Annotated in this window: 20 protein-coding genes and 5 pseudogenes; 14 read left to right on the top strand and 11 right to left on the bottom strand. The window is 68.5% G+C overall.

The genetic code is table 11. From position 1 onward, the window contains the following. Positions 1–12: 12 nt before the first annotated feature. From Q8A52_RS47545 to Q8A52_RS47535, 3 genes and pseudogenes are all read right to left on the bottom strand, one after another. A pseudogene (locus tag Q8A52_RS47545) lies at positions 13–311 on the bottom strand (transposase); the annotation flags it as partial. 109 nt (positions 312–420) lie between these two features. Next, a complete protein-coding gene (locus tag Q8A52_RS47540; protein ID WP_316764770.1) occupies positions 421–702 on the bottom strand; it encodes a hypothetical protein in 282 nt (93 codons plus the stop codon). Between the two features lie 140 nt (positions 703–842). Continuing rightward, positions 843–1,431: pseudogene (locus Q8A52_RS47535) on the bottom strand (VOC family protein). Between the two features lie 316 nt (positions 1,432–1,747). Here Q8A52_RS47535 and Q8A52_RS47530 point away from each other — a divergent pair. The 4 genes and pseudogenes from Q8A52_RS47530 to Q8A52_RS47515 form a co-directional block, all read left to right on the top strand. Continuing rightward, the gene (locus Q8A52_RS47530) at positions 1,748–2,005 is read left to right on the top strand and encodes a hypothetical protein (RefSeq protein WP_316764767.1); all 258 of its coding nucleotides are present in this window, start codon (positions 1,748–1,750) and stop codon (positions 2,003–2,005) included. 145 nt (positions 2,006–2,150) lie between these two features. After that, a complete protein-coding gene (locus tag Q8A52_RS47525; protein ID WP_316764764.1) occupies positions 2,151–2,453 on the top strand; it encodes a hypothetical protein in 303 nt (100 codons plus the stop codon). Further along, a complete protein-coding gene (locus tag Q8A52_RS47520; protein WP_316764762.1) occupies positions 2,453–3,037 on the top strand; it encodes a TlpA family protein disulfide reductase in 585 nt (194 codons plus the stop codon). Before Q8A52_RS47525 ends, Q8A52_RS47520 begins: the two co-directional genes overlap by 1 nt. Positions 3,038–3,510: 473 nt before the next feature. Next, positions 3,511–3,822: pseudogene (locus Q8A52_RS47515) on the top strand (lamin tail domain-containing protein); the annotation flags it as partial. Between the two features lie 19 nt (positions 3,823–3,841). On the opposite strand, the gene Q8A52_RS47510 reads toward Q8A52_RS47515, so the two are convergent. Beyond that, entirely contained in the window at positions 3,842–4,000 is a 159-nt protein-coding gene (locus tag Q8A52_RS47510) for a hypothetical protein (protein WP_316764760.1), read from the bottom strand. 353 nt (positions 4,001–4,353) lie between these two features. Here Q8A52_RS47510 and Q8A52_RS47505 point away from each other — a divergent pair, with 353 nt between their 5' ends. Beyond that, positions 4,354–4,803, top strand: coding sequence for a hypothetical protein (locus tag Q8A52_RS47505; RefSeq protein WP_316764757.1), 450 nt, complete (start codon positions 4,354–4,356; stop codon positions 4,801–4,803). Between the two features lie 556 nt (positions 4,804–5,359). On the opposite strand, the gene Q8A52_RS47500 is transcribed toward Q8A52_RS47505, so the two are convergent. Then, positions 5,360–6,790: a hypothetical protein gene (locus tag Q8A52_RS47500; protein ID WP_316764754.1), complete on the bottom strand. Its 1,431-nt coding sequence runs from the start codon at positions 6,788–6,790 to the stop codon at positions 5,360–5,362. A 2,279-nt stretch (positions 6,791–9,069) separates the two neighbouring features. Here Q8A52_RS47500 and Q8A52_RS49405 point away from each other — a divergent pair. Then, the gene (locus tag Q8A52_RS49405; protein ID WP_408649389.1) at positions 9,070–9,222 is read left to right on the top strand and encodes a hypothetical protein; all 153 of its coding nucleotides are present in this window, start codon (positions 9,070–9,072) and stop codon (positions 9,220–9,222) included. A 425-nt stretch (positions 9,223–9,647) separates the two neighbouring features. On the opposite strand, the gene Q8A52_RS47495 is transcribed toward Q8A52_RS49405, so the two are convergent. Further along, complete coding sequence (locus tag Q8A52_RS47495) at positions 9,648–9,824, bottom strand: hypothetical protein (protein ID WP_316764752.1); 177 nt, start codon at positions 9,822–9,824, stop codon at positions 9,648–9,650. Positions 9,825–9,927: 103 nt separating this feature from the next. Beyond that, on the bottom strand, positions 9,928–11,649 hold the full coding sequence (locus Q8A52_RS47490) for a hypothetical protein (RefSeq protein WP_316764751.1): 1,722 nt from the start codon (positions 11,647–11,649) through the stop codon (positions 9,928–9,930). 627 nt (positions 11,650–12,276) lie between these two features. On the opposite strand from Q8A52_RS47490, the gene Q8A52_RS47485 reads away from it, so the two are divergent. The 3 genes from Q8A52_RS47485 (at position 12,277) to Q8A52_RS47475 (ending at position 15,307) form a co-directional block, all read left to right on the top strand. Further along, positions 12,277–12,963 (top strand): response regulator transcription factor, encoded by a 687-nt coding sequence (locus tag Q8A52_RS47485; protein ID WP_316764750.1) that lies wholly within the window; start codon positions 12,277–12,279, stop codon positions 12,961–12,963. Positions 12,964–13,043: 80 nt separating this feature from the next. Continuing rightward, the gene (locus Q8A52_RS47480) at positions 13,044–14,378 is read left to right on the top strand and encodes a sensor histidine kinase (protein ID WP_316764748.1); all 1,335 of its coding nucleotides are present in this window, start codon (positions 13,044–13,046) and stop codon (positions 14,376–14,378) included. A 509-nt stretch (positions 14,379–14,887) separates the two neighbouring features. Next, on the top strand, positions 14,888–15,307 hold the full coding sequence (locus tag Q8A52_RS47475) for a hypothetical protein (RefSeq protein WP_316764745.1): 420 nt from the start codon (positions 14,888–14,890) through the stop codon (positions 15,305–15,307). Positions 15,308–15,396: 89 nt separating this feature from the next. On the opposite strand, the gene Q8A52_RS47470 is transcribed toward Q8A52_RS47475, so the two are convergent. Further along, positions 15,397–15,822, bottom strand: a complete 426-nt coding sequence (locus Q8A52_RS47470) for a MarR family winged helix-turn-helix transcriptional regulator (protein WP_316764742.1) — start codon at positions 15,820–15,822, stop codon at positions 15,397–15,399. Between the two features lie 76 nt (positions 15,823–15,898). Here Q8A52_RS47470 and Q8A52_RS47465 point away from each other — a divergent pair, with 76 nt between their 5' ends. The 4 genes and pseudogenes from Q8A52_RS47465 to Q8A52_RS47450 form a co-directional block, all read left to right on the top strand. Then, positions 15,899–16,570 (top strand): MBL fold metallo-hydrolase, encoded by a 672-nt coding sequence (locus Q8A52_RS47465; protein ID WP_316764741.1) that lies wholly within the window; start codon positions 15,899–15,901, stop codon positions 16,568–16,570. Positions 16,571–16,762: 192 nt separating this feature from the next. Then, positions 16,763–17,106 (top strand): annotated as a pseudogene (locus Q8A52_RS47460) (DUF2000 family protein); the annotation flags it as partial. Positions 17,107–17,378: 272 nt separating this feature from the next. Further along, positions 17,379–17,588: a hypothetical protein gene (locus tag Q8A52_RS47455; RefSeq protein WP_316764739.1), complete on the top strand. Its 210-nt coding sequence runs from the start codon at positions 17,379–17,381 to the stop codon at positions 17,586–17,588. A 201-nt stretch (positions 17,589–17,789) separates the two neighbouring features. Further along, positions 17,790–17,945, top strand: a pseudogene (locus Q8A52_RS47450) (integrase core domain-containing protein); the annotation flags it as partial. A 247-nt stretch (positions 17,946–18,192) separates the two neighbouring features. Here Q8A52_RS47450 and Q8A52_RS47445 read toward each other — a convergent pair. After that, entirely contained in the window at positions 18,193–19,044 is an 852-nt protein-coding gene (locus tag Q8A52_RS47445) for an alpha/beta fold hydrolase (protein ID WP_316764737.1), read from the bottom strand. 99 nt (positions 19,045–19,143) lie between these two features. Here Q8A52_RS47445 and Q8A52_RS47440 point away from each other — a divergent pair, with 99 nt between their 5' ends. Then, positions 19,144–19,557 carry a winged helix-turn-helix transcriptional regulator gene (locus Q8A52_RS47440; protein ID WP_316764735.1) on the top strand — a complete coding sequence of 138 codons (414 nt, stop codon included), beginning with the start codon at positions 19,144–19,146 and terminating at the stop codon, positions 19,555–19,557. A gap of 71 nt (positions 19,558–19,628) precedes the next feature. Here the strand turns inward: Q8A52_RS47440 and Q8A52_RS47435 are convergent, their stop codons facing one another. Both Q8A52_RS47435 and Q8A52_RS47430 read right to left on the bottom strand, forming a co-directional pair. Continuing rightward, entirely contained in the window at positions 19,629–20,021 is a 393-nt protein-coding gene (locus tag Q8A52_RS47435; RefSeq protein ID WP_316764733.1) for a DUF3592 domain-containing protein, read from the bottom strand. A 253-nt stretch (positions 20,022–20,274) separates the two neighbouring features. Further along, a complete protein-coding gene (locus tag Q8A52_RS47430; protein WP_316764731.1) occupies positions 20,275–21,012 on the bottom strand; it encodes a VOC family protein in 738 nt (245 codons plus the stop codon). Between the last annotated feature and the right edge of the window lie 819 nt (positions 21,013–21,831).

Below are 21,831 nucleotides of genomic sequence, written 5' to 3'. Positions count from 1 at the left end.
ACGGGGCGGGAGTTACCCCGTGAGGGCGAGGTTGTGCAGCCGGGCGATGCCGAGCACGGCGGTGTGAACGCCGTCGCCTTTCAGACGGCAGTCGTGAAGGATCTTCCAGGCCTTCATCCGCGCGAAGAGGTGCTCGACGCGGGCCCGGACCTTGCGGTGGGAGGTGTTGTGCTCCTCCTTCCAAGCTGGCAGCGTGGCCCGGCCGACAGCGGCCTTCGTACCGGACGGTTCCCACGCCTTGCATCGTTGCGGTTGCCCGTGACCGGCCGGCCGACGACGATGAGTCGGGTGTCGGCGTCGATGACGACCTGGCCGGGCAGCGGTCCGGCCCCCCCCGTGACGGGGCTGCCCCTGCTCGTGTCCCTTCCACCTGTGCACACCGCGCGCAGCGATAGGAAGGCGTTCGTCCAGCTCGTTGTGTCACTGCACGTCGCACATGGCGAGAAGTTCAATTGCTGCTCCGGACGATTCCAACAGCGGGGCAGCGGCGGAGCGCCGGGGGTCGGCCCGGTAGGCGGCGAAGTCCTCGTCGCTGGGAAAGCTCACGAGGTGGGCTTCGACACGGTCGTCCAGAGTACGCAACCGTCGTTCGAGTCGCCCCCCGTGCTCGGCGAGGAGCGGCAGAACAGCGCTCTCGTAGGCGTCGAAGGCACCCAGCCGTCCCTCTGGTAGCCGTGCGAGCATCAGGTAGGTGACAGCCATGAATCCCTCCCAGGTAAGTGAAAACGCCGGGAAATCGCGCCATGCGACACCGGTCCGCAGCACGTACGTGACGCCGGCGAGTGGGGCTGATACGGCAGTTGGAACAGGCCCTGGGTGGCCCTGGGCGGGGGCAGCCAGGGTCAGTTCGTGACGTGGAACTCGTTCCCGCCGGCGTCGAGGAACTCGCCGGGTTCCCAGTCGCGATGGGTGACCTCCAGGCGCAGCCTGTTCCGCGCCACCTTCGGCGCCGCAGGCGGCCCCATCACCAGCGAGACCGTACTGGTGGGCCTCCGGCGCAGCCGGACGCCCCAGTTGTGGTACTCGACCGCGTGCCAGTCGGCCTGGGACTGCCAGAAGGCCGACTGCGCGTGGCGGTCCTCCTCGGCGACGTCGAGGCAGATCGCGACGAGGCCGGAGCCGGCGAGCACGCCGGGGTGACCGGGACGCAGCACGCAGAACTCGTTGCCCTCCGGATCGGCCAGTACGTCCCACGGGACGTCCCCCTGGCCGATGTCGACCCGCGTCGCACCGAGTGCGAGCAGGCGTGCCACCTCGGCCTCCCAGTCCGGCCCCGCGGCCAGGGTGGAGTCGGTTCTTGTGCGCCGCCTTCGGCTTCGCGGTCGGCACGAACCGCAACTGCAGGCCGCCCGTCCGCCCCTGCGTCGCGTCCAACCAGAAGCGGTCCATGCGCACGACATCCAGCGCGTCGATCACGATCCTGGTCAGCATCTTGTTCCCCCAAGCCGTCGAACCTTTCACCTGCTCATTGTTGCCGCCGCTTTCGGCGTCAGGGCCGGGGCCCCAGGCCGGGACCGAGGATCAGCCCGAACAGGTCACCGACTGGCCGGAGAGTTCCCGGTCGCGCGCCGCCCGCCCTGCCAGGGCACCGCGACGGTCTCCTGGTCTCCCACCGCCACGAGCCCGAGCGCGGTGAGCCGAGCGATGAGCACAAGGCCCGCAGGAGTGCTGGATGCTGACCCGGCAGACAAGACATGCCTGGCAAGGCGTAGTGTCCTGTGCAGGACAACCTGAGCGGGAGGGTGTCATGGGATTCGGTTCACTACTCCTGTTCAGCATGGGCCTGGTCGTCATCGCCTCGGTGTGCGTGGGCTCGTTGGGCATTTATGCCTTCACCCGCAACCGTGTGCCCGGCCGACCGCTGCGCCGCATCGTGCGCAACCCCCGACTGTGGGGGCTGGGCCTCCTGCTCCAGGTCGCGAGTCTGCTCACCTACTCCTGGACCCTCCTGGTCCTGGGCTCGGCCTGCACCGTCTGCGGCCACGTCCTAAAGCCGACCGGATAGGACCGTGCCCTGCCGGTGGCCCTGCTGGTCCTGACGACTGTCGTGGCTGACCGGGGCAGCCATCGACCTGGCCTGGCAGGCCGCCTACGGCCACCTCGACACATGGCTGTCCACCTGGCTGAAGGACCCGTGGAACGCGGTCTTCGTGGCGGCCGCCACCTCATCGCTGACCTTCGCCCGCCGCCTGGACAAGCCCCTGCCGCGCTGGCGCGGCGCCCTGGTCGACGCCGGCATCTACCTGGCCGTGCTCCTGCTCATCTCGGGGACTGCCGCGTGGGCGGCCGGCGACGACGCACCCGCAGATGCCGCGTTCGTGACGGCCATCATCGCCCTGTTCACGTTCCAGCTCCCCGCTGCGTGGCTGCTGACCACATGGCGCTCCGGGCACCTGCAACTCGTGCTCAGCGACGGCCGGACAGACTCCACGAGCAGGAACCTGACCAACTGATGACGACGCCCCGACGAACCTACGCGGCCCTGGCCGTCCTCTGCGCGATCCTGGCCGGCTGCTCGACGCCCGCCCCGATCGGCGACACCACCTCGTCCGATCCCCTCACCCAGACCCTGAAAGAAGGCGAGCGCCCGGCCGCCCCTGACTTTTCCGGGACCACACTGGAGGGCCACACGGCCCACCTGACCGACTACCGGGGCAAGGTCGTCGTGGTCAACGCCTGGGTCTCCTGGTGCGGCCCCTGCCGGATCGAAGCGCCCGAACTGAAAAAGATCCAACAGACATGGGGTAGCCACGGGGTCCAGGTCCTCGGGCTCGACAACGACAAAAGCCGTACCGACGGACTCGCCTTCCAGAAAGACCACCACCTCGGCTACCCGTCCCTCCACGACCCGTCAGGACGCCAAGCCCTGAAGCTGCCACGCGGCCTCGTGAACCCGCAGTCCCTTCCCTTCACGATCGTCATCGACCCGGCAGGGAAGATAGCGGCCGCCCGGATGGGAGCAGTGACAGAGACCGGGCTAACAAAGATCATCACCCCGCTGCTTGCCGCAAGCGGGAAGAAGCCTAGGCAGTCCTGAGACAAGGCGGCGAGACCGCACGGCTTGCGCAGCCCCGTCCAGCGATCACTCGCCTGGCCCGGCTCACATGTGAGACCTCCGGACACGCCGATGCGCGGTGACGTCATACGCCGCGTGGATGCTCGGCCTGACCGCTTGGAGCGCGGTGAGGCTTTCGGTTGCTCGGGCGGGGGTGATGGAGATCGGTGAGCCGGAGCAGTCCGGCGTCGGGAAACTCGCGTGCGTCACGGTCCCGGCCCCGCTACCGTCCTTGCTGTGCAGGTGCGCAGGCTGCGGCTACTTCGCCTCTCAAGCGGGTAACGCGGGTTCGAATCCCGCCGCCGGTGTCACACCGGTGTCGTCCAGCGGCCCAGGACGCCTACAGTGCGCCGCCGCCGACCCTGAACTCTGCACACCGAAGGCACGAGCCGCCCGCCACGGGGGAATCCGGCGGGCGGCTTCGCCATACCCGGCCCGCCCAGCCCATATCGGCGGTGCACCTGGGCGGCTGGACACTGTCCGACGAGGACGGCCACACCTACACCTTCCACCACGTCCGCCTGGACGGCCGTTGCACTGTCCGCGACCACACCGGCGTCAGCCGTGACAGCCGCACGGACGTCAACCAGGACCGCCGCAACTACGTGTGGAACAACGACCAGGACACCGCGACCCTGTGCAACGACCGGGGCCGGTTCGTCGACGACGAGTCGTGGGGCTACCACGACGGCGACCGGGACGGCGGCCACCCCGGCGGCGACCGACACGGCGGCGGCGACCGCCACGTCGGGGGCGCGCGTCACTGACGAGACCGCGAGTGCCGTCTCAGCCGGTGACACCGGCCCGGCCCCCCTTGGCATCCGCACCGGTGGTGTGCTCCTTCGCTGTCCGTAGGGGCGCACCGCCGCTCACCGTGTGGGTGCCGTCTCCTCGCTCGCGGCCCGCCACCCCCAGCCCGGGGGTGGGCCGGTTGCTGTGCGGCAAGCGGGCGATCGTGACGGTGATGGGCTGGTCGGGGCAGGCGGTGCAGGAGACTCACTCATGGGGGGGACGAAACCCGGAGCCAGGACCGCCGCAAACTTGCGGCGATCGACTTCCGTTCCCCTGTCCTACGCTGGCGTGATGGGTGTGGGGATTGAGGTGCTGATCGTGGACTGGCCACGGGTGGAGGCTGCAGTGCCCGGCGATCGGGAAGAGATGCTGATCGATGCCGCCTTCGGAGAGGTGTACGGCGACGACCTCTTCGAGCATGGCTGGTCGTGGCCCACGCAGTCGGGTGAGGACTGGTACGGCAGGTATGCCTTGCGGAACACGCTTGGCTCGTACAAGCCGCACTTTTGGGCCGGCACCGCTGGGACCGCATCCGTGACTTCGTCGAGCCGAAGGTACGTGAGGTGCTGGACCGGTTCAATGACGCGCTGTTCTGGCCCGGTCTGGAGGAGACCACCGGCTTCGGCTCGGGGCTCCCGGAGCAGCCGTGCACCTGGGACGCGGACCTGTTGCTGTGGTGTCCGCCCGATCACGTGCCGCTGATCGCCGGATGGTGGCGGCAGGCGGCGCCCCAACTGGAAGTTCTGCGCGAGCCGTTCACCCGGCACGCTGCGGAGCCGGGTGGATGGATCACGACCTTCGAATCGTTTGCCGACCTCGTCACCGACTGGGGGAGGTGGTCACGGAGGCAGAGCGCCGCGGATGGGGCATCGTCGGCCTGCGCTGCTAGCCGCCACCTCTGTCCATCTACGGCGTGGCGGCGCGTCGCGGCGCCAGTGCGTCGCGATCCATCCTGACTGGAAGGCCGTTTCGAGGGCTCCGCCGGCTTCACCGGGCCGGGCATATGCTGGTGTGGGCGATCACACGGAAGTTGGGGGCCTCGAGGAACACGGTTCGCAGGGCGATTGCGGACGACGCGCCTCCGAAGTACCGGCGAGCGCTGAAGGGTTCGATCGTGGACGCGGTCGGGCCGTAGATCCGTGAACTGCTCGAGCTGCGGAAGTTGCCACTGCTGGGGAGTTTCGTGACCATAGGGCCTTTCCCTCGGCATCAGGCGGTGCAACTGGCCGCCGGCGGTGCAGTAGAAGCCGTTGGACGAGGCTGCGATGCGGGCACGCCCCCGGGGGTAACTCGGTGCGCTGACTGCGTTGTCCACGATTGTCGAGCGCGTAGACGTAGTTCTTGTTGTTCTTCTCACTGAACTGCGCCCCGACGAAGTGGGTGGTGCTGGAGAACCGCCCGAGACCATCCGATACCGAGCTCCTGTGCCGGGTGCGGTGTGCGGCGGTTGGGGGGAGGCAAGGCGGTGGGGGCAGACCTGTGTCGGGTCTGCCCCCATGGGTGTTCAGTGGTTCAGCTGGGGTTTTGGGTGGTTGTGGGTAGGGGGCGGCCTAGTCGGTGAACGGTGGTGATGGTGCTGGCGTTGCTGCGGTTTCCGTTGCTGTCGATGCCGAAGTGGCCGCTGGCTCCGGCTATGGCGCCGTTGCGCAGGGCGAAGAGTTCGTTCCTGACGGCGTAGCGGTTGGGCAGGCTGGTGGGGCTGTCGCCGTTTGCGGCGGCGTTGTGCAGGGCGGTTGCGGCGGTGAGGACGGCGTCGTGGGCGACGAGGGCCCAGTAGCCGCTGGTGAGATGGTCTGCAGCGAATTGCTGTCCGTGGTGGGGGGCCGTGAAGTCTTTCGCGAAGGCCTCGTAGAGACCGTGGTCGGGGTTGTCGCTGCTGCGGAACTGCGCTGGGCTGGGGAAGTTCGCGTACAGGACGGTGATCGGCGCGTCGTGCTCGTGGAGAGCCTGCGTCTTGGGGTCGAAGGATGATGCGTCGGATCCGGTGATGACGGTGATGGGCTGGGCGTGGCAGCTCCTGCTGGCCAGGGCGTTGAGGAAGTCGGGCAGGTACTTGACGCGGGCGGCGTAGTAGACGGTGTCGACCGTCTTGCCGGTGTTGCAGAGGTTCTGGCTGATGGTGGGCAGGATGGCGCCGGGCCCGCCGCGGGGGTCGAAGGTGAAGTCGGAGGTGTTGTCCAGGTATTTCTTGAGGCCTTCGACGGTGTGGAATCCGTGGTTGAGGGACTCGGTGTAGAGGTCCTTGGTCCCGTTGGGCGTCACCGGTGTGCGGACCAGGGCCGCGGTGCGCGGGGCGGTGCCGAGCTCCTTGCTGACGGCGGTGAGCTGATCGCTGTTGGTCAGGGTGACGCGGGCCAGCCCTTCGATCGCCCCCTTGCCGTCGACGGCGCCGGTGGCGTCGAAGCCATCGGCGGTGATCAAGTCACCGACCATGGGCAGATCGGCCTTGCTCAGGGCCCGGGCGGCGTCGACGGACTCCTGCTGGCTCAGCCCCAGGCCGGCGACCGCCACCAGGCGGCTGTCCTTCTTCATGGCGGTGAGCTGGCCGACGGCTTGCTCCCATTGGGTCTCCGCGCTGCCCATGTTGGCCACGAGCAGCTGGATCTTGGGTCGGCTGTTCTTCTCGTTCTCCTCCTCGAGGGCGGTGTAGGCGCCCTCGAGCTCGTCGACGTACTGGCCGACGGTCAAGTTGTTCGCACTTTTCGACGTCAGCGGGGCCAGGAACGCGACCGTCACATAGTCGCCACCCTTGATCACGTTGCGGTTCTCCGCGCCGATGGCGGTCATGACCGGCTTGAGATCGTTCCCGAAGACGGCTGAGTCGTCACTGCCGTCGGTGATGCCCGTGCACTCGCCGCCGACTCCGGTGACCAGGCTCGGGTTGTCAGTGCCGCAGTGCTGCTTCTTGAACCGTTCCCGGTTCTGCACCTGCTGGTCGTGCACCCGTCGATCGTGCACCCGTTGTTGATGCAGCTGCCATGCCCCGACCCCGATGGCGAGGGCAGCGGCCAGGGTGCAGGCGATCACTCCCGTGCGCAGCCTCGAAGCCCCGACTGGAAGACGCCACCTTCTGCCGTCCCCGGCGGGCGGCAGGGCCTGGCTGCCGTCGGCGGGAAGCGCGTCCTGCGGTGCGCCCGTCCCTGTTGGTCCAGCCGGCCCTGAGTTCTCCGGAGTACCAGCCCCTGCCGGATCGGCGGGAACCGGCTCTTCCCCTGTGCCCCGCTTTGCCGCCTCGTCCCGCAGTTCTTCCCAGCGCCTCAGCCACGGCTGGCGTTCCACCTCGCTCAGAGCGCAGCCGCGCAGAAACTTGATCACAAAGTCTCTGGCGGGCAGCGCGTCCTTGCTCAGCACCGTAGAGATCGTGGTGGTGGTCAGCCCCTTACCGGAACCGTCGTCACTGGCTTCTGCCACTTTCCTGTAGGTGACGTTCCGGCTCTCGCGTAACTTGCCCAGCGCCTCCCTGAACTCCTTTTGGGTACGAACGAGTTCCGGGTCGGGCCACACGCCGTGGCCGCCTGGCCAGTCCTCCTGTTGCGTCATCACGCGCCCCCGGGAGAGGCGTTGGCCGGGCGCTGCCCGCTCAGCCACAAACCGACCTGTCCGGCCGCGGCCCCAGCCGCCATGACCAGCCCGACAGCATCACTGACGGACTGACCGCTGCACACGAGCACGACTACCACCACAAAGATCACCGCGAAGATGCTGATCCGGTGGCCGGGTGTGAGATCCGCTCCGCAAAGCACCTGATCCGGTGATGCCGCCTGCCGGCGTCGCCATCGCGTCATTCCTACTGACACAGTTGCTCCCCTTCCTGGGCGCGGCGGAGATCCACCGCAAGTGAATACGGGGTCCGCTCCGGTTACCGGCCGTGATGCGGACATCGCTCAGTGAATTCCGTCGTCCGGACAGAGGCAACCCCTTGGGCATGAATGGAAGTAACCCGAACATTCACCGCCATCTCAGGAACCGCCGCTCTCGTTTTCCGCCCGATTCGCGGCCCTTCCCCAGCGTCCCGACAGGCCCCGTCAGAGCCCCGAAAACTCCTCACGGGGCAACCGGATGCCGACCGCACGACAGACGCCGGAAGTAGCGTCAGCCTGCCCTCGTGCACTCGGTTGCCTGCCCTGACCTGCCCGTTCGCGGTTCGGAACGCTTCCGAACGCTGAAAGATCTTGCAGCCTGGTCGAGACGGTGGTGAGCTGGACAAGCGGAACCCCTGCACCCGAAAACCGCCGTCCTCCCCTTCCTGGGCGCGGCAGTCATCATGCGGGGTGGAAGAGGGGACTCCTGTTACCGGCTGGAGTCCCCTCGCCGCACCAACCTTCACAGGGTAAGAACAGCTATTCCGAAGTCCGGAACAAGCTGGAGAAAGACTTTCGGAATCCGCAGCCAAATTTCCGACTCGACGCCGCCGTGCTCGCGCTGTGCGAGATGGGCGACGAGAAGACGGTGGCGGTGAGCGGTGATCCGGGACGCGGTGACGTGCGACCGGCCCGACTGCGGGGCCGCTCGGGCTGCCGCCATCGAGGCACCGGCAGCCCACTCGGCGATTGCGGTGCGGGACTTTGCTCCGGCCAGGACCGCTAGGGCGGCGACAGTCGCGACGTACGGCGGTAGGTCGCGGCGGCTCTGGCGGCGGCGCGGGTCGGGCAGGCGGGACAGCCGTGCCAGAGGGTCCGCGTTGCGCGTGCCCGATATCGGAAATGCCCACTGGGATACGCGGCGCTCGGGCGAGTGGACGCATCCGCCCGGCAGGGGCGAAGATCGGCCATCTTCATGCGAGGGATCCGAGCCACGGCATCACCCGTGCACACAGGAAGCACACGGAATCTCCTTGAAATCGCGGACCTCGGAGACTTGGGCGGACTCGGACGGCAAGTTACTGAACGGTTGGTGATTTCGCGCCCACACCTCCCCATGTGGCGCGAACACCTTTTCGATCAATGTTGTGTCTGCGTAGGGTGTGGCCGTGCGTGGCGGAGCCTGACCAGTTCCGCGTGCGGGTACATCGACCAGCGACCGGGGGAACGCCGTCGCTCACGGGGAGAGGTTGCATCGTCTTGCCGGCGTACCGGACGTACGTATGCGGCAAGTCATTCGTGAACCAGGGTTTCTGAGGGCTCATCAGCATCACGGGGAGCGCACTGGCACCGCCGCCCTGACTCTTCGGCCGCTCTTCCGGCACCCCCTCTGAAGGCACTGCGGACGGGTCCCTGCAGTCCGTGACCGCGCTGCGTGACCAGCCGGCGCTGGCCCCGCGTTCGGTCTACGACCTGACCGTCGACGGTCCGCACACGTTCTACGTCCGCCCGCAGGGCGGACACTCACATGTACCTGGTGTTCATGTGAGACGACTTCTCGGACGGCCTGCCTGAACTCATGGGTATCCCATCAGCAGGCACGAGTTGTCACGCTGCTTGATCCCTGCTTGTCAGAGGAGGGGCCCGGGGCGGAGAGGGGGGCTGTCCCGAGGTTTCGTAGGCAGCGCCAAGGCAAGGGGGAGCATCGGCGTTGCCGTAAAGGGAGCTACCCCTCTGTGCTGGCCGAGCAGTTTCTCGATCAACGCCCACAGAGCACGAGCTGCCACGGCGACAGCGAGTCGACCGGCCATCTCGCGAATCTTCCCCGTGTCTGCCGGGGAAGTCTCGGATTTTCCCATCACTCCACCTCATCTCAGGGGCTGCGTCTGGTCGCCGTGTGCGACGAGGCGCCCCCTCTGGCAGAGATGAGGGCAGATCAGGGAGATGAGGCCCCATCAGGCCGGCGCCCTCTTCGCGGCCTTCCGCAGGATCTCGCGTTCCTACTCCAGTTCGCGGACCTTCGTGCGCAGTGCCGCAAGCTCGGCCTCCACCGCCGTCTGCGGGTGCACCGGCACCTCCGCCCGACGGAGTTGATGGACAGCACCAGGGACCACGAGGGCGCGGGCCTTGCCGAAGTGTCGATGCCACAGATCGGTGCTGCGTTCCGCGCAGGACACGACTGACGCCCGCCCACAGGGCCGGGTGGTCGAGTTCTCCGGCGCCGTCGCCGCCCAGCGCGGGTGTCCCGCTTGAAGGGGTTCGAACGCGCGCAATGAGCGACTACCCCTCCGCCGACAGTCCCGTCGTGCGCAGCCGACCCACCGTCTGCGCCGAAGTCACGCGGGGCGCCTGGGCGGCCAACGCTGACAGCAGACCTTCCCAGGCGTCGGGGAGCCCCGCGTCCACGGCCGACCGGTATGCGACGCAGGCCTCGTGCGTCCGTCCCTGTTCCAGGTACAGGGAACCGAGCGCGGCGTACGCCTCCGTGTCACCGGCTTCACAGCCGCGGACGTAGGCGCGCTCAGCCGCGGCGATGTCACCGAGTTGCTCTCGCACGCCGCCCAGCGCCGTCCAGGGGGCCGAGGCGCCCAGGGCGGCAGCCCGCACTACCGCGCGCCGGGAGCCGTCCCGGTCCCCGGCGCGTTCCCGCATACGGGACAGTGCGGACCAGGCATCGGTCGCACCCCGCTCGGCCGCCAGGTCGGCGGCGAGCTCTGCGCCCCGTCTGTCTCCGGCAATCTCCCGGGCCCGCGCCAGCATGATCCACGCGTCCACGTCACCGGCGCGCGCCGCCTCCGCCGCGGCCTGGGCGGCACCCTCGTCATCCCCGATTTCCTCGCGGGCTTCCGCCAGCGCGGTCCAGGCTTCCGGGTCACCGGTGCGTGCCGCCTGGGCGGCGGCCTCCTCGGCGGCCACGCTGTCACCGTCCGACTCGGCGAGCAGGGCCAGTTCGCGCCAGGCGGCACCGACGCCCAAGGCCTCCGCCTCTCGATGTGCCGCTGCGGCCCCCGACCGGTCACCAGCCGCGTCACGCAGTCGTGCCAGGAGGGACCACCCTTCGGGATGCCCCGCGTCCGCGCCGCTCGTGGCGGCTCCCAGCGCGGACGCATGGTCACCGAGGGTCCAGTACAGCCGTACCAGAGCCGCCCAGGCAGCGCTGACCCCCATGTCCGTCGCCCGAATGGCGTGTGCCACCGCCGCAGCGAGGTCGCCGGACCGTTCGGCGACCTGCGCGAGCCCCATGTTCCCCCAGCCGTCTCCGGCGCTTGCCGCCCGCTCGAACGCCTGGGCCGCCACCGCACCTTGCGCCGCCCGCATCCGGCCGAGCGTAAGCCAGGCCAGCTGCTCGCCTTCCGTCGCCGCCCGGGCCGCGACCGCGTCCGCCGCGTCCGAGCCCCCCTCCGCCTCGCGGATCCGGGCCATGGCCGCCCAGGCCCACGCATCGCCCGACTCTGCCGCGCGCCGATACGCGTCGTAGGAACCCGGCCCGTCGCCGGCTGCTTCCCTCGTCACTGCGAGAGCCGCCCAGGCGGCGGGATCCGCCGCGGCCGTCTCCTCGGCGGCGGCACGCCCTTCGGTAGTCGCCCGGAGCACGGCCAGGGCGGTCCGCGCCCGGCTGTGGCCCAGCTCGATGGCCTGCTCGTACAAGGGGGCGGCGCTGCCGTGGACACGCCGCTGCTCGGCGGCCCGGCCGAGAGCGTAGACGTCGTCGGCGGTCCTGGCCCAGCGTGCCCCGGACCAGAACTCGGCGGGCGGCGCACGGTGGGGGCGGACCCGGCGGATGTGCTGTTCGAGATAGTCGTCTGGGCGATAGCTGTCCGGCTCGCCGACACCCGGCTCGTGCCGTTCCGCGATCAGCGGCGCGGGGCCACCTTCCGTGGTCGTCAGGGCGCCGATGGCAGCCGGGAACCACTCCTTGCCCGCGGTCGCGCGCGCGGTGGAGTCCATAAAACCGGCCGCCGCCTCCATCAGCATGCGCGCGGGCCCACAGGCATTGGTCAAGCCGAGAATTTGGCAGTGCAGTAGGTATCGGCTCCATTCACCCCTGCGCAGACCTGGTAAGCGGTGATGGTGCTGCCGTCTCGGGACGACTCCTCACCGCACCCGCTTTTACTCCCGTTTGCATCGCCCACCGCGTACAAGCCTCCCGCCGCGGTCCAGTACCAGGTGCGGACGCCGCGGTTGTCGGCAAGCGTGTCGCATGCATAGGCGCGGGTATGACTCGACTTGACCCCACCGTGCCCGATGGCCACCCATACGGTCCCTCCACCGATCCACACGGTACTGAAGGAATCATGGGCGGCTGCCGGACCGGCTCCCGCGAAAATCGTCGCGGCTGCCGCTATCGGCGCCGAGATCACGGCAATCCGCCGTTTGAACGAACTCATTGGAACCTTCTCTCGCGTAGTCTCCGGCATCGACCGGTGTCCCTTCGTGGGCGGTGGCCCGGAAGCCCATCGATACCCCCGCGATCCTGGGCTTCCGGGCCCCGCTTCCCTCCAGCCCGCGTCCGTGGATCCCCCCGCGGCAGGCTGTGGAAGGACAGTGGCATGACAGGGCTGTGAGGAAGCTGAAGGTTCCTGAAGGGTCTTCAGGTTCCTCACAGGACAAGGCGGTCATGCTGGGGTTATGCGGATACTGGTGGTCGAGGACGACCGGCGGATGGCCGAATTACTGCGCCGGGGCCTGGTCGGCGAGGGGTACGCGGTCGACTCCGCGCATGACGGGGTCCGTGGTCTGGAACTGGCGCTCGAGAACGACTACGACGCGCTCGTGCTGGATGTGATGCTGCCCCGGCTGAACGGGTTTCGACTCTGCGGGCGGCTTCGCGAGGCCGGAATGTGGACGCCGGTGCTGATGCTTACCGCCAAGGACGGCGAGTACGACCAGGCCGAGGGCCTGGACACCGGGGCGGACGACTACGTCACCAAACCGTTTTCCTTCGTCGCACTTGCGGCACGGCTGCGTGCTCTGATCCGGCGGGGACGTCCCGAGCGGCCCGCCGTCCTACGCGTCAGCGACCTGGAGATCGACCCTGCAGCGCATCGCTGCCGGCGCGGCAGCACCGAGGTCGCCCTGACTGCCCGCGAGTTCGCCGTCCTGGAATACCTCGCCCGTCGCTGCGGGGAAACGGTCTCCAAGAGCGAGGTCCTCGAGCACGTCTGGGACGACCGGTTCGACGGTGACGTCAATATCGTCGAGGTCTACATCAGTGCCCTGCGCCGAAAACTCGACGCCCCTTTCCAGCGGCACACCATCCGCACCGTCCGTGGCGCCGGATACCGCCTGGACACGGGCGAAGGGGCGTACCGGTGAAGCGCGTTCACCGCTGGCTGTCCCCCCTGCGCCGCCTGCAGCCCGCTACTGTGCGCATGCGGCTCACTCTTCTGGCCGCAGTGATCGCCGTCGTCCCTCTGGCCGCGGCTGCCGTCGGTGTGACGCTGGCGGCGCGGGCCTCGATACTGCAGCAGGCCCGGCAGCACAGTGCCGAAGCAACGCCGTGGTTCCGCGTGGAGGTGAAAGGACAACGCGCCCTCCATGACGGCAAGCCCGTGCGCGAGTGCGGCTCCGCCTCTCCCGGGCCGTTCGACGGCCAACAGGTGAGCTTCTGCAAGTATCCGTACAACATGGACCTCCCTCCGTCGTTGTCGGGGCGTCCGGCGGGGTACGACTCGGTGAGCAGCCAGGGTGACCTGTCCCTCAAGCCCTGGACCGATCCGGCACACGGGCCGAAGCCGGTTCGGGTGCCTGAGAGCTACCCCGAATTCGACGGCTACGTCGTTTTGATCTACTCGACGCAGGCGGCACAGGCTCAACTGAACACCATCGTGTGGTCCGTCATCGGTGGGACACTGGCGCTGACTGTGCTGATCGCCGGCAGTACCTGGATGGCCGTCGGACGGGTGCTACGCCCCGTCGAGGCGATGCGCGCAGAGTTCGCCGACGTCAGTGCCCATCACCTCGGCCGACGTGTATCCGTTCCCCGGTCCGGGAACGAGATTGCCCGCCTGGCCGCAACGATGAACACCACACTCGATCAGCTGCAGACTGTGGTCGACCAGCAGCGCCAGTTCACCGCCGACGCCTCACACGAGTTGCGCACGCCCCTCGCCTGCCTGCGCACCGAACTGGAACTTGCCCTCAACCGGCCCGACACCGCCGACTGGCCACGTGTTGTCCACGACGCCCATCAGGACACCATGCGTTTGCAGGACCTGACCGAGAACCTGCTGCTCCTGGCCCGCCTCGACGACGAACACACCGATCTGAAACGCTACGGGACCACCGCGGACCTCACCGACATCGTGCGCGAGGCGACCGCCCGCCGTCCCACTCCTAACAGCCTGGTCATCGATGTGAGGGCCGAGCCCAGTTCCGTCATCGTGCGCGGACGCCCGGCCCTGCTGGCCCGCATCCTGAGCAACCTCCTCGACAACGCCGAGCGCCACGCCACCAGTACGATCACTGTGCGCCTGACCCACGACACCGACCGCGGCGAAGCGGTCCTCGACGTCCAGGACGACGGCCCCGGAATTCCCCCGGAAGACCACCAGCGGATTTTCGAACGCTTCACCCGGCTCGACGACGCCCGCACCCGTGACACCGGCGGCACAGGTCTCGGCCTCGCCATCGCCCACCGCATCACCACTATCCATCAGGGCATCCTCCACATAACTCCGAGCTCGCACGGCGCACACTTCACCCTCCGCCTCCCCACCTGCCCTCCCTGACAGTCACCGAGGCATGAGCCGCCTGACCAGGCCCGCCCGTCACCGCGGGCGCCGTCGCCGGTGATCCAGGTGCTGCATCCGAGCGCAGCGAACAACCTCGGCCGCACCAGCCGGCCCCATCCTGTCGGCCCCGGCGTCGCCAATCCGGGGTCCCGTGCCGGTGGGCAGCGCTCTGGCCGCTGCGGAGCGGGGTGAGTTCGAGGGCCTCGGCTTCGAGGGCCTCCTACATGTCGGTGAACATGACCGACCCCTACGCGGCGATGCCGCGGGCCTTGCGCTGAGCGAGGTCCAGGAGCTCGCGGTTGCGCCTCTGCTGGCCGGGGGCGAGCGGCCGGGGCTGCGCGCGGCACGCCGACGCCAGTTCGGGTGAGCGGGGGGCTCGCGGTAGGCGAGGGCGTCGTTGTCCGGCCGCTGACGTCGCACGGGCCCGTCATGGAACTGGTCCGCGCCTCGATGGATCCGGCGAGTCGCACCGCGCGGCATCCCGTCGACTCACCCGCCGGCGCGTCGTGTCGGCGGTCGCGCGCGCCGATGCGGACGAGAACGGCCCCGACCGCACCTTCCTGCTCGCCAGTGGTGCGACGGCCGCCGCGACCGGGCTCGCGCTCGTGGTCGCGGAGGACACCGAGCAGTCGGTCGACGAATTCCTCTCCGCCCCGGAGAAAGCTGCCGAGCGCCGGGCGGCAGAGGGAGGGGCGAAGCTGAACGCCCTGCCAGTGATCCGGGCACTGCTGGCGGACCCAAGCGAGGGCGGGCGAAGTGCTCGGGGCGACCTTCGCCCGCGACCAGGGAAGTTCTTCGACCTGATCCTCGAACTCGCGCACTTCACCGCCACGTGCATCACCATCCGCCAGGCGCGCTCCGGAACCCCGGTCGCCGCGACGCTGGCCCACTCGGAGGAGATGCTCGTGGAGTTCGTCGAGGCATGACGCACCTCGGTGGCCAGGCGGCGGAGGCGATGACTCGGCTTGGCTGACTTGCCCGCCAGGCCCTCGAGCGGTAGGCGTGCAGCTCCCGGTCAGCTGCGATTGCCGTGCTGGGCCAGCCGCTTGAGGAGGGTGACGGACTCCGCGAGCTGCTGCTGTTCGGCGGGGGTCAGCTCTGCCTTGATGGCCTCGGCGAGCCAGTCGGCTCGGTGGCCGCGACGTGTCTGGAGTGCCTGCAGGCCTGGATCGGTCAGTATGACGAGGATCTTGCGCCTGTCGTCCGGATGGGGTTCCTGGCGGGCGAGGCCCAGTTCCACGAGCTGGCCGACGACCCGCGCTGCCGACTGGTGGCGCACCTGCTGCCGGGCTGCGAGCTCGCTGGTGGTCATGGGCCCGTCGCGGTCGAGGAAGCCCAGCACCGCGGCCTGCGCCTGTGGCATGGCGTCGGTGGCCCGTGCGCGCCGCACCAGGTTTCCGACGACGGCTCGCAGGTCGCTCGCGATCTCCTGCTCGTTCACGGCACCACCGTACCTGCAGCTCAGTTGTACAGCAATGCTGTACAGTTTGGCTGTGTAAATAGAAGGGAGACCAGTCATGCAGATGACCTCACTGGGGCATTCCTGCATACGGCTGCAGCACGAGGGCTGCACCGTCGTCATCGACCCCGGCTGCTTCAGCGAGCCGGACGCACTGGAGGGAGCCGACGCGGTGCTCGTCACCCACGAACACGTAGATCACTTCGTCCCCGATCGGCTGCTCGAGGCCGGCGGCAACATCGACATCTGGACCAACCCGGCGGTTGCCCGCCACCTCACCGAGCTCGGCGGGCGCGTCCACACGGTCCGGCACGGCGACGTCTTCGACGTCGGCCCTCTGGAATTTCACGTGTACGGGGAAAAGCACGCCACCATCCACCGCGACTTCACCGAGTTCGACAACGTCGGCTTCCTGGTTGACGGGGTTTTCCACCCGGGCGACGCGCTCACTGTCCCGGAGGAGGAGGTACGCACGCTCCTCGCGCCGGCCGGTGCGCCGTGGGTGAAGCTGGCCGAGGTCGTCGACTACGTCCGGGAGGTCGGACCCGGTGAGGTCTTCCTCGTGCACGACGCGGTGCTGAGCCCTCCAGCGCTGGCCGTCCACACTCAGGTCCTGAGCAGCTTGGTCGGTGGACCGCACGGCCCGGCCGTCCGCACCTGGCCCGCAGGGGACGGAGTCGACCTGTCAGGAGCCGGCGGCTCCTCGGGCCAGGGGGTTCCTCGGACCTGACGGCTGACTGGGCCGAGGCGAGGAGATGCCTCGGCCCGGGGTAGCGGGGGAGAGGGCACCTCAACGCCCTCGTGCTGTTCAACCCCCGGTTCTTCGAGGCCGAAGTTCTCCGGCAGGTCCATCATGGAAGCCCGCATGTCGGGTGGTGACTCGTTCTGCGCCGCTTCACTGAAGAGTGTTGCCAGTCTCAGGCGGTCGGCCGAGGTGATCGGCGAGCTGTACGCGCACGCCGACGGCGTGCCGTACCTCCCGATGTACCGGCAGCCGGTCCTCGTCTTCGACGGCACCAAGGAGACCCCTCACCGCGGCCCACAGCCGGGCCCTGGCCCGCGTTCCTGCCCCGTGCCGACGGAGGAGGGGACCTGGTGGGGCTGGCGGTTTGCAGGCCGCGGAGCGTGGTGGACAAGGTGCTGAAGGGTGCGCGGATGCATACACGACTGAATCTGCAACTGAATCTACACAGCGAAGGCGCAACTGCGGCACAGATGAGTTCTGTTGATGCGGAGTTGTCCTGGTCGGAGCAGCCGTGGCAATAGCTGTCGTTTTCCTGTGCGGCGCTACATGTAGAGAAGCTGCCCTCAATTCGTGTGCATGCACGCACGGATGAGTAGCCGAGTGTTTCAACTGCCCTGCTGGGAGCAACGACCGACTGGATGCGGGGCACACTCCGTGATTTGATCCTTCGTGCCGCCGGGATCGCGCCAAGGTGTCCGGAAACGGATGGTGCGGGTCGCGGTCGCGGCCCACCGTCTGTCCCCAGCTTGGCCGCTCCCCCTTGTGGAACATCCATACGAAGGGCAGTTTCATCATGAACTCCGCTCCCCAGGTTCAGACCCTTGAAATCTCCGACGCCGAGCTCGATACCGTCTCCGGCGGCCTGAGCCCGCAGGCCGGCATCGCTGCCGGCCCCACGGCGATCAGCAGCTCGGACCTGGTGGCTCAGTTCGGCGCGGTCAAGGACGAGCTCCAGGACACCATCGGCCAGTACCACCAGGCAGGCGTCACTGTCTCCTTCTGATCGCCAGATCGCGGGACTTCCTAGTCGCGTGATCGCTGATGGCCTGACCGGCAGCCTGACCGCCGATCGGCGACCACAGCAACAAGCCCCCTACCCGCGGGTCTCCACCGGTAGGGGGCTTGATCACGGCCTGGGGGCAAGTCCGGGACGGCGTCTTAGGGGTGACGGCTGCCCCTGCCGGGGAGCAAGGGCGGCCGCCCCACCCAGCTCGACGAATGGGCCTACCACCGGCCCTACACCTCAGACGCCCAACGCCAGGCAGCGTTTCCCGACTGGCTGGACTGGTACAACTACCACCGACCCCACACCGGAATCAGCCGCCACACCCCAGCCAGCCGCGTCACCAACCTGCCGGACAACACATCCAGGGCGTGTATCGAATGCGCTGTTCCATGGCCACTCGTTGATGGCCGCGACGAGTACGCTCGCCGCGTAGCGGACCGCCAACATGTCGTACTGGGTGGCCACGGCCCGGTGCCTCTTGAGGCGATTGATGCCGCACTCGACCGCATGCCTCGCCTTGCAGTCCTCGGGGTCGAACGTCACCGGACAACATGACGTAGGCGATATCCGTCTGCCCCGCGTCGGAGTGCCCCCACCCCGGTCACGCCGCTCTCGCGTCCTCGCCGGCCAGGAACGGACGCAGCAGCGTGAGCAGCTCGCGCGGCCGGTGCAGCGGGATGATGTGGCCGCAGTCTTCGATGACGTGTCCGGTGAGATCGTCGGTGACCGGGCGGAGCTGGCGTTCCAGCGCAGCCCCGACAGGCCGGGCGCCGAGCGCCATCGTCGGCACCGTCAAGCGGGCAGTGGTGACCGCCTGCTCGATCTGTACAGCGCTCTCGGGCAGGGCCCGGTAGTACGAGAAGGCACAGCTCAACGCCTGGCGGCCGGTGTATGCGCGGACGAAGGCGTCCCGGACGGCGGGGCGCACCCCGTCGCCGAGCGTGCCGGCTCGTAGAAACCAGTCGACGTAAGCGGCCTCGTGGCCCTCCAGCACGGTCTCGGCGAGGCCGGGCGCTGCGGAATGGAAGCCGAACCACCACGGCGGTCCGTCGGCAAGGAAGTCCTCGGCGCCGGGCAGCCTGCCCAGCAGGGACTCCATGACGACCAGGCGCCGGACGAGACCGGGACGGCGCAGGGCGAGGAGGAAGGCCGGCGCGGTGCCTGCGTCGATGCCCACCACTGCGGACGAGGACACGCCGAGCGTGGTGAGAAGTGCCGCGGCGTCCTCGGCCAAGGTGCCCGCGTCGTACCCCGAGGCGGCCCGGCTGCTCGCGCCGAAACCGCGCAGGTCCGGCGCGATGACGCGGTAGCAGCAGGACAGATCGGCCATGACGTCCGTCCACAGCTCCCAGGTATGCGGGAAGCCGTGCAGGAGCAGGACGGCTGGGCCCGATCCGGCGACGGCGACGTTCAGTTCGACACCGTTGACAGGGACGCATCGCAGCTCGGGCATGGAGGGACTCCGTGTGGTGAGAAAAAGTGACAAGGTCACGCTAGGGAACTAGCCTGGTCCGCCCAAGACGGCACTTTCTCTTCAGGTGGTGAACCCCGGGTGACCACGTCGAGGCCCGGCGAACATGACCAGCGGACCGGTGGACGCGGCGACCTGCTGGATCCGCGCTGCCCGACCCGCCAGCTACTCGACCGCATCGGCACCAAGTGGACGTCGATGGCAGTAAAGATGCTGGCCGAGGAGGCTCCAGGCGAGCTCCGCTTCGCGGAACTGCGGCGCCGCATCCCGGGCATCTCACAGAAGATGCTGTCCGCCACCCTGCAGAGCCTGGTCCGCGACGGCCTGGTCGCGCGCCGCGTGGAACCCACCGTGCCGCCCGCCGTCCACTACCGGCTCACCGAGCTCGGCCTGTCCCTCGAAAGACCGCTCTCCGCCCTGCGGGTCTGGGCCGAGACACACATGCCAGAGATCGACCGCAACAACCAGCTCGCCGACGAGTCACCCCCCAACTAGGGCGTGTCCGATGGGTCCCGTAAAGGGGCGGGCGGTGGATCCGTTAGTGAGAACGAGGAAAGAGATCAAGCTCAGCGCATGAGCACGCACCCAAGCGCGACGCCGAGCAAGAGCATGCCTCCGAAGAACAGGCCGACCATCGGAGACAGACGGTACTTCCGGGTGAAGGCCCTTGCGCTTTCCGGCCTTTCGGGCAGGTAGACGACCGGTACATGGGTTCCGAGGGCCAGCCCCGTCCCCGTCGCGGCGGGCCGGAACCTGACGGGCCGGCCCTGCCGGTCGGTGAACTCGATGACGGGCGTCGAATAATCGTCCCCCGGCCGATGCTCCTGGTGCACCACCCCCTCGGCGTACACCCCGTTGCGGCTCAGCCGCATCTGCAGCCGTGCCTCCCGGGCACCGGCCCACAGACTCACCAGGCCCACCAGTACGGCCAGCCCGATACCGATCGTTTCACCCGTCATCCGTCCCCTGCTCTCCCTCGCACAGCGCCCGCCCGGCACCGGCCGCGCATCAGGAGGACGCGGCACGCAGCCCGATGGTGCACGAAGGTGCGCGGGCACACCGGCTCCTCGGGCTTACGTGGTCGCGGCGGGGGGCCACGAAGGGGATGCGGGTGCGGCCGGATTCGTACGGGCATGCGATGGTCGACGCCTGGTGGCTTGCCGGGGCCAGAAGCAGGCCCATTCCATTGGCAAGGTGTCGTTCGAGAAGGGGCTATGCCGAAGGGGGGAGGGCCCAGATACTGAAGGCGGCGCCTTGCGGGTCGCGTAGCGCTGCCAAGGGGCCCACGGGGGTGTCGATGGGTCCGTGGACCACCGTGCCGCCGAGCGCCTTGGCGCGTTCCGCGGACTTGTAGGCGTCCGCTACGGCGAAGTAGACGATCCACCGGTGCTCGACGCCTTCGCGTTGGGGAGGGATGATCCCGCCGACCATGTCTTCGCCGACCATGAGACCCGTGAAGGGCGAGCCGGCCATGTCGACGGTCTTGGCGGTGAGGCCGAAGACGTCCTTGTAGAACGCGAGGGCAACTTCCCTGTCGTCGGTCATGAGCTCGCTCCAGGTGTACGCTCCCGGTTCGTTCACGATGGTCGCGCCGACGTGTGCCCTTGCCTGCCGAAGGCCGATGGTCACGCCCGTGGGATCCAAGGCGATGGCAGTCCGTCCGGCCTCCGTGGCGTCGAGCGGCGGCATCAGCAGTCGTCCACCCGTCGCCTCAACCTTGGCCGCCGCGGCATCGAGGTCATCGACGGCCAAGTATGTTCTCCATGTGGGCTGCCTGCTCTGTACGGCTGTCTCGGGGGTTTGCGCGGCGATCGCGGTGACGACATCTCCGTTCATGGTGGCCAGTGACCATGCCGACCCTTGGGACCTAGGAAGGTCGTTGAACGCCCAGCCGAACAGCTGACCGTAATAGGACTTGGCGGCGTTCTGGTCAGTGGTGAGCAGGTCCACCCAGATGGGTGTTCCATGGCGGTACGAAGTACGTCGCGGCATAGCGGTTTCCTTTCTGCTTCAGGGCAGCATGGAGGGCGCGACCGGTGAACGCCGCAGGGGCGTATTGAGTCGGCCGCGCTGGGTGTGCGCTGGGATTGCGGGGCCCGAACGCATCCGCCCCCTGCTCACCGGAGCGAGCAGGGGGCGGATGCGAACGTTCTGCTTTCAGCCTACCGGAGCGACAGCGGCGCATGCCTGAATGGCTCGGAGCGGGCCGTAGTGGCTGCGAGGCCGCACGATCAGTTCGTAAGTCATGTCACGTGTGTAACGCAGGACCGTCGTGCTGTCGAAGTTCAGTGTCTTCATGATTACACCGGCTCCGACGCCCTTGTCATACGACTCGTAGATGACAGCGCGTGGTTGGCGCGTGTTCTCGATGCACTCGCCGTCTCGCGCACGCGGTGGTGCATGCTGCTGGAACGACGCATCGTCCTGGACCGGTCGGCGTAAGGGCGTCTCCACCACCCGTCCGCGTCCAGCAACTTGCGGTCGCTCATCCGCACAAGGCGGCCGTCTCGGATGTATGACTCGATGATCCTGCACAAGTCCCCGCCCCGGGCGTCGCCGGACAGGCTTGCGTCGAGCGCGAGAACCGCCCCCCCGCGCACGCACGCCCCGCTGGAACCGCCCGCTCCCTGTGGTCGTCTTGCGCGCTGACTGTGTACGAAGCAGGGATGCGGGGGACGTTGTGACGCGGAACGTGACGAAGGCCGGTCTCATGGTGGTGGCCATGGCGACGGTGCTCGGGGCCTCGGCCTGCGGCGGGGAAGCCGGCGC

The organism is Streptomyces herbicida, assembly GCF_032656585.1.
Classification (GTDB): domain Bacteria; phylum Actinomycetota; class Actinomycetes; order Streptomycetales; family Streptomycetaceae; genus Streptomyces; species Streptomyces herbicida.
Note: the sequence above shows the minus strand (reverse complement) of the source record. Positions and strands in the feature narration are given on the sequence as shown.

What these genes read in the sequence shown, in the direction of transcription:
- Q8A52_RS47540 (WP_316764770.1), bottom strand. Translation starts at nt 702, where the DNA reads ATGGCTGTCACCTACCTGATGCTCGCACGGCTACCAGAGGGACGGCTG.
- Q8A52_RS47530 (WP_316764767.1), top strand. Translation starts at nt 1,748, where the DNA reads ATGGGATTCGGTTCACTACTCCTGTTCAGCATGGGCCTGGTCGTCATC.
- Q8A52_RS47520 (WP_316764762.1), top strand. Translation starts at nt 2,453, where the DNA reads ATGACGACGCCCCGACGAACCTACGCGGCCCTGGCCGTCCTCTGCGCG.
- Q8A52_RS47485 (WP_316764750.1), top strand. Translation starts at nt 12,277, where the DNA reads ATGCGGATACTGGTGGTCGAGGACGACCGGCGGATGGCCGAATTACTG.
- Q8A52_RS47465 (WP_316764741.1), top strand. Translation starts at nt 15,899, where the DNA reads ATGCAGATGACCTCACTGGGGCATTCCTGCATACGGCTGCAGCACGAG.
- Q8A52_RS47455 (WP_316764739.1), top strand. Translation starts at nt 17,379, where the DNA reads ATGAACTCCGCTCCCCAGGTTCAGACCCTTGAAATCTCCGACGCCGAG.
- Q8A52_RS47445 (WP_316764737.1), bottom strand. Translation starts at nt 19,044, where the DNA reads ATGCCCGAGCTGCGATGCGTCCCTGTCAACGGTGTCGAACTGAACGTC.
- Q8A52_RS47435 (WP_316764733.1), bottom strand. Translation starts at nt 20,021, where the DNA reads ATGACGGGTGAAACGATCGGTATCGGGCTGGCCGTACTGGTGGGCCTG.